This is a genomic window from Mycobacterium sp. AT1 (genome assembly GCF_002043095.1).
Taxonomy (GTDB): Bacteria; Actinomycetota; Actinomycetes; order Mycobacteriales; family Mycobacteriaceae; genus Mycobacterium.
In genome coordinates this window covers 173,635-187,884 of sequence record NZ_MVOC01000048.1, presented here as the reverse complement: position 1 = coordinate 187,884, position 14,250 = coordinate 173,635, and the positions used below count along the sequence as shown (strand labels likewise).

Below are 14,250 nucleotides of genomic sequence, written 5' to 3'. Positions count from 1 at the left end.
CGACGGTGGCGGACTGCCGCGTGATGGTGACCGCGGGACGCGACGGAGTCAGCGTCGACGCGCCGGACGGACGGCGCACGGACCTCCCCGGCGAGCCGGTTCCGCAGGTGTTCGGCTTCGACACCGATCTCGACCCGGCCGACGCGGCCGGGCTGGCCGTGACGATGGAGGTCGCCGATCCGTTCAGCACCTCACCGAGTGCGCTGAAGTACGGCCTGATCGGCGTTCAGCTCGCGGCCGTGGTCGGCGTCCTCGTGCTGCTCGTCCGGCCGTCCCGCCCCGGCCGCCGCCTGCGGTGGCGCCTGTCGTGGTGGGTCGACGTCGGCGTCGTCGCGACGCTGGCGGCGTGGGCGGTGATCGGACCGCTGGCCGTCGACGACGGATGGGCGTCGACTATCGCGCGCAACGTCGCCGCGACCGGTAACCCCGGGAACTACTACCGCTGGTGGAACGCCGCCGAGGTGCCGTTCGCGTTCAGCCAGGAACTGCTCGCCCCGTGGACAGTGGTGAGCATTGCACCCCTGTGGCTGCGGCTTCCGAGCACGCTGCTGGCCGTGGCCACGTGGCTGGTGTTCAGCCGAGGCGTGCTGGGCGCTGCGCTGCCGGTCCGCGCGGCGACGGGACGGGTGCGGTCGCTCGCCGCGGTCTGCCTGCTCGCCGCCTGGCTGCCCTTCAACCTGGGCACGCGGCCGGAGTCCTACGTCGCGCTCGCGGTCGTAGTGGCGCTGTCGCTGGCGATGCGGGCGCGCGGCCCGCGCGAGCTGGCTCTGCTGGCGCTGACCGTCGGCCTGACGGTGCCCATCAGCCCCAACGGCCTCCTGGTGCTGGCGCCCATCGTGGTGTTCGCTCCCCGCCTGCTGGCGGCACTGCGGGCCGCCTCGCCCACCCGGTGGCAGCTGGCCGCCCACGTCGCGGCGCTGAGTTGCGTCGCCGCCGTTGGACTCACCGCCGTCTTCGCCGACCAGACGTGGGACGCCCTGCTGATCGCGAGCGACTGGCATACCTTCTTCGGCCCGGCGCTGCCGTGGTGGGACGAACCCGATCGGTACCGCTACCTCCTGGGGTCGGATCAGCAGGGCAGCGCCGCGAAGCGGATGCCAATCCTGTTGACGGCGGCCATGATTCCCGTCGTCGGATTGTTGGCGTTGCCACGGGCGCACCGTGACTTCGTCGGTCGCGCGGCGCTGCGGATGGCCGCGGTGGCGGTGGTCGCGCTGCTGCTGTTCGCGGTGTCGCCCTCGAAGTGGTCCTATCACCTTGGGGCGGCGGCGGGGCCGATCGCGGCGCTGCTGACGGTGGGGGTGGTGCTGGTGACGCGCCGCGCCCGCACTCCCAACCGGTACCTCACCGTCGTGGGCGTCGCAGGCACCGCGCTGCTGATCGGCGCCGCCGCGGTGGCGCTCGACGGGCCCAACGCGTGGTGGTTGCCCGTGGTCTACGACGTGCCGTGGCCGTCGGAACCACCACGGCCGCTTGGCCTTCCGTTGAACCAGCCGTGGCCGTGGCTCGCCGCGGTCGTCGTGGTCTCGGTACTGCTCTACCGCCGCCGCCTCGCGCGGGCCCCGGCGGCCGGCCCCGCGGTCACGACGCTGACCGCCGTCGGCGTCGTGCTCGTCCTGCTGCTGGGCTCCTTCGTCGCCGCGCCGCTGCGACGGCCCGAGGGTTCGCTCGCGAAGATCAACCTGGACCGCGTCGCGGGCACCCGGGTGTGCGGCCTGGCCGACGACGTCGACGTACTGCCCGACGGGCCGAGACTGGCCCCGTCGAGTGAGGCCGGCGAGCAGCTGGCCGGCTTCGACCGGCAAACCGGCTACCCGGCCGACGCCCCGCCACCGGACCCACCGGGCACCGGAGCGTCGACGTTCCTCTGGGGCAGCCACGCTCCCGACGTCCAGGCGACCGGCAGCATGACGAGCCCTTGGTTCGTGCTCCCGCCGCAGCCCGCCAACGGCGGAGTCACCGTGTCGGTCGCGGGTCGTACCGACGGCGGCAACCAGTTGGCCTTCGAGTTCGGCCGGGCCGACGGCGGCGGTGTCGCCCCGCTCGGTGACCGCACTCCCGTCGACCGGCCCGCCTCCGACGAGGATCCGGCCCACCCCCTCTGGCGCTCCCTTGGCGTCGATGCCGCCGTCATCCCCTCCGGTGCGGACCGGATGCGCATCCACGCGGTCGACGGCCGGACCGACGCCCTCGGCTGGCTGGCCTTCACCGGCCCCCGGCTGAGGTCGTCCATCAGGCTCACCGAGTTCCTGGCGGACAAGGGGCCGGTGCTGATCAGCTGGCCCATGGCGTTTCTGTTTCCCTGCGTCCACGACATCGCGACGGTGCGGGCCGGCGTGGCGACGACGCCGCTGGCGGTGATCGAGTCACCGCGGCCGTTCCTAACCGAGGACCGGCGCCGGGACATCGGCGGGGTCTTCGCCGCCCTGACGGTGTTCGGCACCCTGCACGAGATTCCCAGCCGGCTCGTCGGCCGGCCCGACGTCGACTGGGGCGCCGTGAAGCTGTCCGGCGACATCCCCAACGAACAAGCGCGCGACGCCTACAGCAGGACCGTGACCCGCACCTTGGTACCGGGCATCGGCGGCGTCGAGCACCTGCCACCCGAGCGGTGAACGCCACCCATGCGACGATGACCGGCGTGGCAAGTCTTGCGCAGTGGGTCGAGGGCGCCCGTCCACGCACGTTGCCCAACGCCGTCGCCCCGGTCATCGCGGGCACGGGAGCAGCGGCGTGGCTCGGGGACGCGGTGTGGTGGAAGGCGCTTCTCGCGTTGGTGGTGTCGCTGGCGTTGATCGTTGGCGTCAACTACGCCAACGACTACTCCGACGGCATCCGCGGCACCGACGACGTGCGCGCCGGGCCGCTGCGCCTGGTCGGGTCCCGGCTGGCCTCACCCCGCGCCGTCGCCATCGCAGCCGGGCTCAGCCTTGGCGTCGGCGCCGCGGCGGGCCTGGCGCTGGCGCTGGTCAGCCAACCGTGGCTGATCGCCGTCGGCGCGGTGTGCATCGCGGGGGCCTGGCTGTACACCGGAGGGTCGAAGCCCTACGGGTACATCGGCCTCGGCGAGATCGCGGTGTTCGTGTTCTTCGGTCTGGTCGCCGTCCTCGGCACGCAGTTCACCCAGGCGGGTCGAGTCGACTGGGTCGGTGCCGCGCTCGCCGTCGCGACCGGCGCCCTGTCGTCGGCCGTGCTGGTTGCCAACAACCTCCGTGACATCCCGACCGACACGGATTCGGGCAAGATCACGCTGGCGGTGCGTCTCGGCGACCGCCGCACCCGGCTGCTGTTCCAGGTGCTCGTCGCACTGGCCTTCGTGCTGACGCTGGTGCTGATGCTTGCGACGCCGTGGTGCGCGGTCGGTCTGGTGGCGCTGCCGCTGGCGGTGCGGGCCGCCGCCCCCGTGCGGTCCGGCCTCGGCGGCAAGGACCTGATCCCCGTGCTGCGCGACACCGGCCTGACGATGCTGGTGTGGTCGATCGCCGTCGCGACCGCCTTGGCGCTGTCCTAGGGCATCCTGGCTTCATGGGCATCGTGTTCCGGTTGGCGGAGCTTCTGCTGATGCTCGTCCCCGTAGCCGGCGTCGTGTTCGCGGGGATCAGCGTATGGAAGCGGGTGCAGGGGACCTCGGCCGCACCAGCCCCGCAGGAGGAGCAGCCCGCGCCGACCAATCCGGCGGCACTGTGGCGCATCGTCACCCGCACGCTGGAAGAACACGCGCGCACCGACACGCGGTGGCTGGAGTACGAGCTCGACACGGGCAAGCTGCTCGACTTCCCGCTGATGACCGACCTGCGGGCACCGCTGACGACGGAGTTCCACAAGGCCAAACTGCGGGCCGACCTGTTGCGCCCCGGCAAGGCCGAGGATCTGGTCGACGACCGCGAAGCGGCCGCCCAGTACCTCGCGGCCGTCGAGGACTACACCACGGCCTTCGACGCGGCCGAGACCGAGGCCGTCCGCCGGCGCCGCAGCGACTTCACCGCCGAGCAGCAACAGCGGATCGCCCGCGCCCGCAGCCTGCTGAGCGTCGCGTCGGACACCGCGGCAACACAGCACGAGCGCGAGCAGGCCTACGAACTGGCGGGCAAGGAGCTCGACGGACTGGTCGTGCTGCCGCCCACCACGCGGGTCGGCATCGAGCGCGGGATCGCCGGAGAGCTCGACGGGTAGTTCGCGCTTATCCGGCCAGCGCGTCGAGGAGCAGCTGAAGGTCGTCCTCGGTGTTGTAGAGGTGGAAGGCGACCCGCACCGCGCCGGCCCTGACCGACGCCCGGATACCGGCCGCCGTCATCCGCTCCGCTGCCGACGCCGCGTCGGGGAACGGCAGCGACACGATCGCGGAGTCGACCCTCGGTAGGTCGAACTCGGCGCGCAGCCGGGTGGCCAGCCCCAGACAGTGCGCCTCGACGTCGTGGCGATCCAGCGATGCCAACCACGGCATGGTCAAGCCCGCCCCGAACACGCCGAACCACGCGGGTGAGGTGTCGAACCGGCGGGCGTCCGAGGCCAGCCGCAGCGGCAGGCCGTAGATCGACGACCACGGCTGCTCGCAGGCGTACCAGTTGGCAAGGTGCGGCGTCATGCGCGCAGAGACCCTGTCGCTCAACGACATCCAGGCCGTACCCCGAGGCGCGAGCAGCCACTTGTACACCGCGGCGACGGTGACGTCGGCCCAGCCGAGGTCGAGCACCTTCCAGCCGACCGCCTGGGTCGCGTCGAGCACGGTCACGGTGCCGGTGCCCGCCACCGCCGCCCGCAATCCGTCGACGTCGAGCACCTCACCGGTGGCCGACTGCACCAAGCTCACCGTCACCACGTCGTAGTCCGTAGCAGTGGCGATCAGCTCGTCGGCCGGCAACTCGGTGACGGTCACGCCGCGGACCGCCTGAGCGGCGAAGGGAAAGGTGGTGCTGGTGAATTCGCCAGTCAGCGTGGCCACCCTGGCTCCGTCGGGAACGGCCGACGCGACGAGACCCAGCAGGGCCGACACGCTGCCCCCCATCGTCACCGAGTCGACGGCCACCCCGACGAGCTCCGCATACGCGGCGCGCCCACGGTCGACCGACTGGTCGAACGAGGGGACGTCCATGATGCCGGACTGCCACTCCCCCATGCGCTCGGCGAGACCGTCGAACATGAAGGTGGGCGGCAGCCCGTAGGTCGAGGAGTTGAGAAAACCTGCCGCACCGACGAATTGAGCTCCAAAGGCGGACCGGGGCGTCTTCGTCACGATTCGGTCACTACTTGCGGGGGTTGTCGCCATGCAAGCGGGACCGCAGTTGTTCGCGGTCCTGGCGGCGACGTTCGTCGAACACGGCGATGCTGGCGGTGGCCCGGTTGCGCAGCGGGGCGAACAGCCAGATTCCCAACGGAAGTGCCAGGACGATCGCGAACAACATGGGGATGACGATCGGGAACTCGCCGATGCCGAGCGCCTTTCCGCCGAAGTAGATGGCGGCGGCGAGGACGGCGACCAGCAGGATCCGAGCGATCGTGTAGACCAGGACGTCGAGAACCATTCGCGATCCGGGGCGCGTCGCCGCCCGAGTCGCGTCGCTTCCACCCTCTGCAGCACTAGACACGAACCCGAGCCTACCGACGACGCGTATTATTTACTGCAAGGAGGTTTTTGTGCTTCAGTTCGTTCTCCTCGTCGTCATCCTGGCGGGTCTGGCCTATGGGGCCTGGCGCCTGGTACGCGCGACTGCCAACCGGCCGAGAACGAGGACCATCGGGCCCGACGACGATCCCGAGTTCCTCAATCGGCTCAACCACGGCAAGGATCCTCGCTAGGGGTTCGGTGTCTTTGGCGGTTACGGTGCGTGCCTAGCGGGTGCCGGGAAAACCGCTCGCGACGACCGCCGCCAATTCGGTGAAGGCGTCGCGCGTCTCCGGCTTCAACCGCTCCAAGCTGATCTCCGCCCCCTCTTCGAGGTGCGGATCGAACGGCACCTGAAGCACCGCCTTGCATCTGCGCGAAAAGTGGTCGACGACCTTGCTCTGGTCGACCCGCGAACCATTCCGACCCGATTGCGGCCGAACCGCATTGATCACGGCGATCGAATCGACCACCAACTGCTGATAGCCGTGGGCGTCGAGCCAGTCCAGCGTCGCCGACGCACTGCGGGCACCGTCGACCGAACCCGAGCTGACGATGATCAACGCGTCGGCGTTGTTCAGCACCGCCGACATGGCCGAATGCAGCATGCCCGTGCCGCAGTCGGTGAGCACCAGGCTGTAGTAGCGCTCGAGCACCTCGAGGGTGCGCTTGTAGTCGTCGCTGCTGAACGCCTCGGAAACGGCCGGATCACTTTCCGAGGCAAGCACTTCCAGCCGACTCGGACCCTGCGACGTGTAGTTGCGGACGTCGCTGTAGCTGTTGACGCCCTCGGCGTCGCGCAGCAGGTGCCGCACGGTCGACGGCGTCTCCAAGGGCACCTTCTGGCTGAGCGTGCCGCGGTCGGGGTTGGCGTCCACCGCGATGACCCGGTCCCCTCGCGCTGAGGCAAACGTCGCACCGAGGGTGGCGGTGATGGTGGTCTTTCCGACGCCGCCCTTCAGCGACAGCATGGCGATCCGGTAGCACCCGCGAAGCGGCCGACTGGCCTGCGCGGTGAGCTCCTTGCGGCGGATGGCCTTACTGCCCTCCCCGAGGTTGACCAGGGTGAACGAACCCAGATAGAGCCAGCGCCGCCAGCCAGCGCTCGGCGTGCGCTTGGGCTGGCCCAACAGGGCCACGGTCGACAGGTCGAGGTACGGCGGCGTCGCGTCGGGCTCGGGCGACGGCGCCGGCTGCGTCGGTGGCAGCGTGACGACGGGCATGCCGTGCGGCGGGGTCGGCGCGGTCCACTCCGGCGGGATCGCTTGGGAGGGGTCACTGAATCGCTGCTGCGCGCGGAAACTCTGTGGTTCGGACGCCCGGATCAACCTCAGCCCACCCCTGCGTAGGAGTGCAACCCGGTCACGACCAGGTTGATGAAGAACAGGTTGAACACCATCGCGACGAATCCGACGACGTTGATCCAGGCGGCCTTGCGGTCACGCCACCCCGCCGTCGAGCGGGCGTGAAGATAGGCGGCGTAGACGACCCAGGCGATGAACGCGACGGTCTCCTTGGGATCCCAGCCCCAGTACCGGCCCCACGCCTCCTCGGCCCAGATGGCGCCGAAGATCACGCCGAAACCGAAGATCGGGAACCCGAAGATCGTCGTGCGATAGGCGATTCGGTCCAGCGTCTGGGCGTCGGGCAGCCGCGCGATGACGGCGGCCAGCCGACCCGTACGGCCGGGGTCGCCCAGCGGTGACATCTTGGCAAGGAACAGGATGCTCGCCACGCCCGCGACCAGGAACACCCCCGAGCCGAGGCTGACCACCGACACGTGGATGGGCAACCAGTAGGACTGCAGCGCGGGCATCACCGGTGCGGCGTTGGAGTACAGCCACTTTCCCGACACCGCAAGCAGGATCAGCACCGGCAGCAACACGAACGCCCACAGCGCCCGGAACTTCGGCTGACGCAGCGTGACGGCCGCCGCCACCAACCCGCAGAAGCACGTCAGGTTGATGAATTCGTACATGTTGCCCCAGGGCACGCGTGAGGTCGCAAGACCGCGCAGCACGATGCACGCCAACAGCATCGCCGTCCCGACGTACACCAACGCCAGGCCGGCCCGCCCGATCCGCTCGTCGACGAGACGTCTGGGGGCGTCGACGACGACACCGGGCGTGCCGCTGTCCGCGGCGACGGCGGCCGAATTGGCGGTCACTAGCTCGCGGGCGTCGGCCTTGCGGCTTCCGCTGTAGGCCAGTTCGACGGCCAACAGCAGAAGGGCGATGACCAGCACGACGATCGTGGACGTGAACGCCAGATCCGAGTACCGGGCCAGCCCAATGTCGATGTGGGGGGTCATGCGCGTTCTCTCCCGCCTTCTTCCGCCGAGGGCACCAGCCGCGCCGTCAACCTCTCGAACTCGTCGCCCCAACCGGAGTTGTCGGTGCGCGCGAGGCCGCCCAGCTCGACGTCAACGGTACCCGGCGACGCCGGGGAAACCCGAACCCAGATGCGGCGCCGTCGTATCACCAGCGACACCAGCAGCCCGGCCATCATCGTCATCGACGACACCAGCACCCAGATCTGAGCCGGGTCGTGGGAGACCTGCACGTTGATGAACGGTGCCGCGCCGTCGAAGGTGACCACGGTCCCGTCGTTCAGCCGGGTCGACTCACCCGCCTTGAGGTTCACGCGCACCTGCTTGGTGAGCCGCTTCTGCTCGATGAGCCGCGGGTCGAGGGTGAACAGGGACTGCGGGCGGCCGGTGTCAAGACCGGTGTCGCCGCGATAGACGTCGATGGCCACCGCGGGATCCCGCAGCGCGGGGAAGCTCGACGACAACAACTTGCCGTCAAGCTGTTCGGTCGGCGCGAAGAGGCCCTGGATCGCGATCTGGTTCTTGCGCCGCTCACCGGCGTCGGGATAGGTGCCCGCGGGCGGGTCGACACGAATGACGCCGGACGACAGCAGCGTGATCGGGTCGTCGGGTCGCCACTGCACCGTCTGCGTGCGGGTGCGGCCGTCGGGGAACCTGACGGTGAATGTCGGGGCGTACCCGTGGCCCTGCAGGTACAGCCGGTCCCCGCCGAGGCGCAGCGGGTGGTTGACCTCGAGCCGGTAGGGGCGCCACGTGTCGCTGGTCAGGTCGTCGCCGGCCTGATATTCGACGTTGGCCGCGAAGCTCAGCGCCTGCCCGCTCGGCAGGTACTCGGCGTCGAAGTCGTTGACGCGCAAGCAGATCGCACTCAGAGAAGTGCCGTCGACGGTGTTGCCCGCCCGGAACGAGTCGAACGCGGCCGGTGAGGCCGAGCAGAACCCGGGCCCGCCGTTGGCCACGACGATGACGTTGCCTTCGTAACCGAACAGCTTGCCTGCGGCGATGGAGAGCAACAGCGCGAGCAGCGAGAAGTGGAAGACGATGTTGCCGAACTCGCGGAAATAGCCCTTCTCAGCCGAGATTTCGACGACGTCGCCCTCCTGGCGGCTCGTCTTTCGCCAGCCCTTCAGCCGCTCCTCGACCCCGGCCGCGACCGTGTCCACGTCCCCGGCCGCGACGAGGGTCTGATGCTTGGGCAGCCTGGCGAGGTTTCGCGGCGCGGCGACCGGAGTGGCCCGCATGCTGCGGACGTGCTCGGCCAACCGCGGCGTCAGACACCCCACCAGCGAGATGAACAGCAGCGCGTAAATCGCGGTGAACCAGAAACTGGAGAACACGTCGAACACCTGCAACCGGTCCAGCCACGGTCCGATCAGCGTGTGCTCGGCGAGGTACTCGTCGACCTTGGCCGCGTTGAGGCTGCGCTGCGGCACCAGTGCGCCGGGGATGGCCGCGAGTGCGAGCAGGAACAGCAGCGCCAGCGCAGTGCCCATCGAGGTCAGGGCGCGCCAGGTGTTCCTGGCATATGCGCCAAGGCGTTTGAGCACCCTCATATCGGCAACCGCACGTCGCTGACGAACGCGTCGCGCACCCAGGAGATGAAGTCCGCCCACACCCCGGTCACCAGGGCGACGCCGACGACGATCAACAACGCGCCGCCGAAGATCTGGATGGTCCTGGTGTGACGGCGCAGCCAGCCAAGGCCCCGCACCGCGCCCGCCGACCCGAAGGCCAACAGCAGGAACGGGATTCCCAGCCCAAGGCAGTAGGCGACGACGAGGACGACGCCCCTTGCCACGTTGCTTCCATCGGTGGCCGAAGCCACGGCGATCACCGCCGTCAGCGTCGGGCCGAGGCATGGCGTCCACCCGAGGGCGAACACCGCGCCGAGCAGCGGGGCGCCACCGATCGTGGACAACAACTTGGGGGTGAACCGCGCCTCGCGCTGCAGCGCCGGGACGAAGCCGATGAACACCAGCCCCATCAGGATGGTGACGACCCCGCCAATGCGTTGCAGCAGAAGCTGATTGATCAGCAGCGTGGTGGTCAAGCCGAGCACCGCGACGGTGCCGAGCACGAACACCACCGTGAACCCGGCCACGAACAGGGCGGCCGCCCCGAGGACGCGCAGCCGCGCCGTCTTCACCGCGACCGCGGAGGCGTCACGGTCGTCCACCCCGACGATGGCCGCGAGGTAGGACAGGTAACCGGGCACCAGCGGCACCACGCACGGCGAGGCGAACGACACGAACCCGGCCAGCACGCTGACGAGAACCGCGAGGACCAATGGACCGGCCGACACCAGGGTGCCGACCTGGTCGAGACCAGCCGCGAGAACGGTCATTTCGCCCGTCACTTCTCCGAAGCCAGTTTCTGCACCACGGGCAACAGATCCTCGGCCAGCAGCTCGCGAAGGAACACCGCGGCGACGCGGTGCTTGCGGTCCAGCACGACGGTCGACGGAATGACCGTCGTCGGATATCTGCCGCCGAAGGCGATCATGGTGCGCATGGCCGGGTCGTAGATCGACGGGTAGGTGACCTTGCGGTCGGTGACGAAGTCGACTGCGGCGTCACGGTTGTTGTCGCGGACGTCGATGCCCAAGAATTCAACGCCCTTGGCGCGGGTGGCCTCGTACACCTTCTCCAGTTCGGGGATCTCCGAACGGCACGGCCCGCACCACTGCCCCCACACGTTGACGACCACGACCTTGCCTGCGAAGTCGTCGACCGAGACGGTCTTGGCGGGGTCCGTCAGCAGTGGGCCGCTGATCTTGCCGGGGCGGTGGCGGCTGTCCGGCGGGTCGTACAGGATGTCGGTCTTGCCGCCCGGCGCCACGAATTCGAACGTGCCGCCCTGGGCGACCGCGTCGTCACCGGTCGCGCATCCGGTCAGCAGCACCGCCGCCAACACCAGAGAAGCCGCCAACCGCCTCACTGGCCAGCCAGCTCCGAATAACTCCAGCCGACCAACGCCTCGTCGTGGAAGTAGAACGACGTCAGCGACGCGTGGTTGCACATCCGGTTCGCCGCGGTGGGCAGGTGGTGCAGCGTTTGACCGGTCAGCGAGCGCCGCAGCGTCGCCGTCGGCAGCTGGTGGCTGACGCACACCGCCTCGTGGCCAATTGCCTTGTCCCTGGCCCGGAACAGCGCTGCCTGCATGCGCTCGGCGATGTGCGCGTACGGCTCGCCCCACGACGGGCTGCGGGGATTGCGCAGGTGCCACCAGTTGCGAGGGTTGCGCAGCGCGCCGTCCCCCGGGGACACCCGCTCGCCTTCGAAGACGTTCTCCGATTCGATGAGATCGCCGTCGGTGTCGATCGCCAGCCCATGCGTTGCCGCGATGGGTCCGGCCGTTTCCTGCGCGCGTTCCAACGGCGACGCGACGACGTAGGTGACGTCGTGGGTCGCCAACCAGTCGGCCACCCGCGCCGCCTGGGCGCGACCCTTCTCGGAGAGGTGGAAGTCGGGCAAGCGGCCGTAGAGGATCTTGTCCGGGTTGTACACCTCGCCGTGGCGCATCACGTGCACGACGGTCTTGCGGGGGTCGACGTCGGTCACGCGGGCCTCTGCGCTTCGGCTGCGGCACGGGCCGCGGCGGGGAGGGCGGACGCGATGCGGTCGAACGCGTCGTCGTCGAGCGCCGCCGAGACGAACCACGCCTCGAAGGCGCTGCACGGCGGATAGACGCCCGCGTCGAGCAGGGCGTGGAAGAACGGTGGGAAACGCCACGTCTCGGTGGCCTTGGCCCCGGCGAAGTCCACCACCTGCTCCTCGGCGAAGAAGACGCTGAGCATGTTTCCGGCCCGCGAAATACGGTGCGCCACCGACGCTTCCGTCAGCGCGGAGGTGAGCAAACCGGCCAGACGATCGGCGTTGGCGTCCAGTGCGGCATACACGGCGTCGTCGGCGGCGCGCAGCGTGGCAAGGCCAGCGGCCATCGCGACCGGGTTGCCCGACAGCGTGCCCGCTTGGTAGACCGGCCCCAGCGGAGCGAGCCGCTCCATCACCTCGGCACGCCCGCCGAACGCGGCGGCAGGCAGGCCGCCGCTCATCACCTTGCCGAACGCGAACAGGTCGGCGTCGACGGGATCCAGCCCGTACCAACCGGACCGGCTGACCCGGAACCCCGTCATGACCTCGTCGAGGATGAGCAGCGCGCCGTGCTCGGCGGTGACCCGGCGCAGCGCGGCGTTGAAGCCGGGCAGCGGCGGCACCGTGCCCATGTTGCCCGCCGCGGCCTCGGTGATGACGCAGGCGATGTCGTCGCCGAACTCGGCGAACGCCTGCTCCACGGCACCAATGTCGTTGTAGGGCAACACGATCGTGTCGACGGTCGCCGCACCGGTGACACCGGGTGACGACGGCAGCCCCAGCGTCGCGACGCCGGAGCCTGCGTCGGCCAGCAGTGCGTCGCTGTGACCGTGATAGCAGCCCGAGAACTTGACGATCTTCGCCCGTCCGGTGAAGCCCCTGGCCAACCGGATCGCGCTCATCGTCGCCTCGGTGCCGGAGTTGACCAACCGGATCTTCTCGACCGCGGCGACGCGGCCGACGATCTCGCGGGCCAGCTCGCTCTCCGACGGTGTCGGCGCCCCGAAGCTCAGCCCGTCGGCGGCCGCCCGCTGCACCGCCTCAACGACGGCCGGGTGCGCGTGACCGAGAATCATCGGCCCCCACGAACAGACCAGGTCGACGTAGCGGTTGTCGTCGGCGTCGGTGAGCCAGGAGCCCGCGGCCTTGGTGATGAACCGCGGCGTCCCACCCACCGAGTTGAAAGCACGGACCGGCGAGTTGACCCCGCCGGGAATGACGACGGACGCCTCGGCGAAGAGCCGTGCCGAGGTGGTCGCCTTTGGGTCAGCACGCATGCCCACCAGTGTCCCAGTCGGCCCCCTGCCGTCAACTACAGGGTGTAGGAGTATCCCGTCGCCGCGCCACCAGCCGCGCCGGGATCGGCCCCTTGGCGACCGTCGTATAGGGCACCTCGACGGGAAAGTCGGCGTCGAGCGAGCGGATCTCCACCGAGGAGACGATCGTCGCCAACGCCAGCGTCGTCTCCAGCAGCGCGAAGTGCTCCCCGATGCAGGACCGCGGACCGCCGCTGAACGGAACGAACTGCCAGCGCTGACGCGTGGCCGCCGCCTCGGGGGCGAACCGCTCCGGGTCGAATGTCATCGGGTCGGTCCACAGCGCGGGATCGCGGTGCACGGCCTGGATGCCGACGGCGACGATGCTGCCCGCCTGCACCCGGTAGCCGGCCACCTCGAAGTCCTCAAGTGCCAAGCGGCCGACACCGGCCGCGGGCGGGCACAACCGCAGCGATTCGTTGAGCACCTGGCGGGTGTAGGTGAGCCGGGGCACGTCGGCGGGGGTCAACTCGCGGGCGCCGATCGCGGCGACCTCCGCGGCGACCCGGTCCTGCAGCTCGGGGTGGTGTCCCAGCGACCACAGCGAGTGCGTCAGCGCCGTCGCCGTCGTGTCGTGCCCCGCAAGCATGAAGATCAGCAGGTCGTTGCAGATGTCGCGATCCGACAGCGCCGCGCCCGTCACCGGATCCGCCGCCGCCATCAACGCCCGGACCAGCGGAGCGTCGCGATCGGGGTCCGCGCGGCAGGCCTGCAACATCTCGTCGGCGACCTGCAGCATCGTGGCAACGGCCGTGCGGGCGCGCCGGCGCGCAGGTGTCGGCAGCCACCTCGGCACGCGCACCGGCCGAAGCGCCCGGTCGGCGGCGTAGCCCGAGGCGACGTGCATGCACTCGGCGATCACGTCGGCCCGCTCGTTGAGGTCGACGCCGAGGATCGAACGCCCCAGCGACTGCATGGTCAGGCGGCGGCACGCCAGGTCGAGGTCGACGCCCAGGCCCCCGTCCAGCCCGGCAACGCGCCAGTCGTCGACCAGCTCTTGCGCCGCCCGGGACATGTGGCCACCGAAGCGGCGCACGTTGTGGTTGGTGAACACCGGCTGAAGAGCCCGCTTGCGCGGCACCCAGCGCTCGTTGGGCAGGACGAACAGGCTGTCGCCCGCCAAGTGGCGAACCTCGTCGTGCACGATGCACCGCTCGCCGAGCACGTGGTTGCGGGCAAGCACGTCGCCGATCCCGGCCGGCGAGGTCACCAACACCAGCGGCGGCATCAGCCACTTCGGCCCGAACTCGATTCTGGTCACCGGGCCACCCGCCGCACTGATCACCTCGCCCCCGGTGTTGAAGACCCGCACCGCCTCGAGCAGCTTCAGCAGCGACAGCGGATTCTTCGGCACCTTGGGGAGTCGACTGACGTCCGACACGACCATGGGGGCATTGTGGTCTGGATCGC

General features: G+C 69.9%; 14 protein-coding genes. 4 read left to right on the top strand and 10 right to left on the bottom strand.

What is annotated here, in order from left to right; genetic code table 11:
- From B1790_RS22475 to B1790_RS22465, 3 genes are all read left to right on the top strand, one after another.
- Positions 1-2,615 (top strand): arabinosyltransferase domain-containing protein (locus tag B1790_RS22475; protein WP_142271447.1); only part of this gene is annotated, 2,615 nt, incomplete at its 5' end.
- 26 nt (positions 2,616-2,641) lie between these two features.
- Complete coding sequence (locus tag B1790_RS22470; protein ID WP_079925505.1) at positions 2,642-3,511, top strand: 1,4-dihydroxy-2-naphthoate polyprenyltransferase; 870 nt, start codon at positions 2,642-2,644, stop codon at positions 3,509-3,511.
- Positions 3,512-3,525: 14 nt separating this feature from the next.
- Positions 3,526-4,173, top strand: coding sequence for a hypothetical protein (locus B1790_RS22465; RefSeq protein ID WP_079925460.1), 648 nt, complete (start codon positions 3,526-3,528; stop codon positions 4,171-4,173).
- 7 nt (positions 4,174-4,180) lie between these two features.
- Here B1790_RS22465 and B1790_RS22460 read toward each other — a convergent pair whose 3' ends face one another.
- Entirely contained in the window at positions 4,181-5,266 is a 1,086-nt protein-coding gene (locus tag B1790_RS22460) for an aminotransferase class V-fold PLP-dependent enzyme (RefSeq protein ID WP_079925459.1), read from the bottom strand.
- Complete coding sequence (locus tag B1790_RS22455) at positions 5,244-5,522, bottom strand: DUF4229 domain-containing protein (RefSeq protein ID WP_079925458.1); 279 nt, start codon at positions 5,520-5,522, stop codon at positions 5,244-5,246. Before B1790_RS22455 ends, B1790_RS22460 begins: the two co-directional genes overlap by 23 nt.
- 112 nt (positions 5,523-5,634) lie before the next feature.
- Between B1790_RS22455 and B1790_RS35070 the strand changes: the two genes are divergently transcribed.
- Positions 5,635-5,796, top strand: a complete 162-nt coding sequence (locus tag B1790_RS35070; RefSeq protein WP_185934645.1) for a hypothetical protein — start codon at positions 5,635-5,637, stop codon at positions 5,794-5,796.
- Positions 5,797-5,829: 33 nt separating this feature from the next.
- Here B1790_RS35070 and B1790_RS22450 read toward each other — a convergent pair whose 3' ends face one another.
- From B1790_RS22450 to B1790_RS22415, 8 genes are read right to left on the bottom strand one after another with little or no spacing between them, the layout of a single operon-like run.
- Positions 5,830-6,936 (bottom strand): AAA family ATPase, encoded by a 1,107-nt coding sequence (locus B1790_RS22450; RefSeq protein WP_369832401.1) that lies wholly within the window; start codon positions 6,934-6,936, stop codon positions 5,830-5,832.
- The gene (ccsB, locus tag B1790_RS22445; protein WP_079925457.1) at positions 6,933-7,913 is read right to left on the bottom strand and encodes a c-type cytochrome biogenesis protein CcsB; all 981 of its coding nucleotides are present in this window, start codon (positions 7,911-7,913) and stop codon (positions 6,933-6,935) included. The genes B1790_RS22450 and ccsB overlap by 4 nt, the downstream gene beginning before the upstream one ends.
- On the bottom strand, positions 7,910-9,484 hold the full coding sequence (locus B1790_RS22440) for a cytochrome c biogenesis protein ResB (RefSeq protein WP_079925456.1): 1,575 nt from the start codon (positions 9,482-9,484) through the stop codon (positions 7,910-7,912). Before B1790_RS22440 ends, ccsB begins: the two co-directional genes overlap by 4 nt.
- Complete coding sequence (locus tag B1790_RS22435) at positions 9,481-10,275, bottom strand: cytochrome c biogenesis CcdA family protein (RefSeq protein ID WP_079925503.1); 795 nt, start codon at positions 10,273-10,275, stop codon at positions 9,481-9,483. Before B1790_RS22435 ends, B1790_RS22440 begins: the two co-directional genes overlap by 4 nt.
- Before the next feature lie 8 nt (positions 10,276-10,283).
- A complete protein-coding gene (locus B1790_RS22430; RefSeq protein WP_233165263.1) occupies positions 10,284-10,859 on the bottom strand; it encodes a TlpA disulfide reductase family protein in 576 nt (191 codons plus the stop codon).
- A gap of 5 nt (positions 10,860-10,864) precedes the next feature.
- Positions 10,865-11,452, bottom strand: coding sequence for a histidine phosphatase family protein (locus tag B1790_RS22425; RefSeq protein ID WP_079925502.1), 588 nt, complete (start codon positions 11,450-11,452; stop codon positions 10,865-10,867).
- 35 nt (positions 11,453-11,487) lie between these two features.
- The gene (hemL, locus tag B1790_RS22420; RefSeq protein WP_079925501.1) at positions 11,488-12,801 is read right to left on the bottom strand and encodes a glutamate-1-semialdehyde 2,1-aminomutase; all 1,314 of its coding nucleotides are present in this window, start codon (positions 12,799-12,801) and stop codon (positions 11,488-11,490) included.
- Between the two features lie 31 nt (positions 12,802-12,832).
- Complete coding sequence (locus B1790_RS22415) at positions 12,833-14,227, bottom strand: cytochrome P450 (protein ID WP_079925454.1); 1,395 nt, start codon at positions 14,225-14,227, stop codon at positions 12,833-12,835.
- Positions 14,228-14,250: the final 23 nt, after the last annotated feature.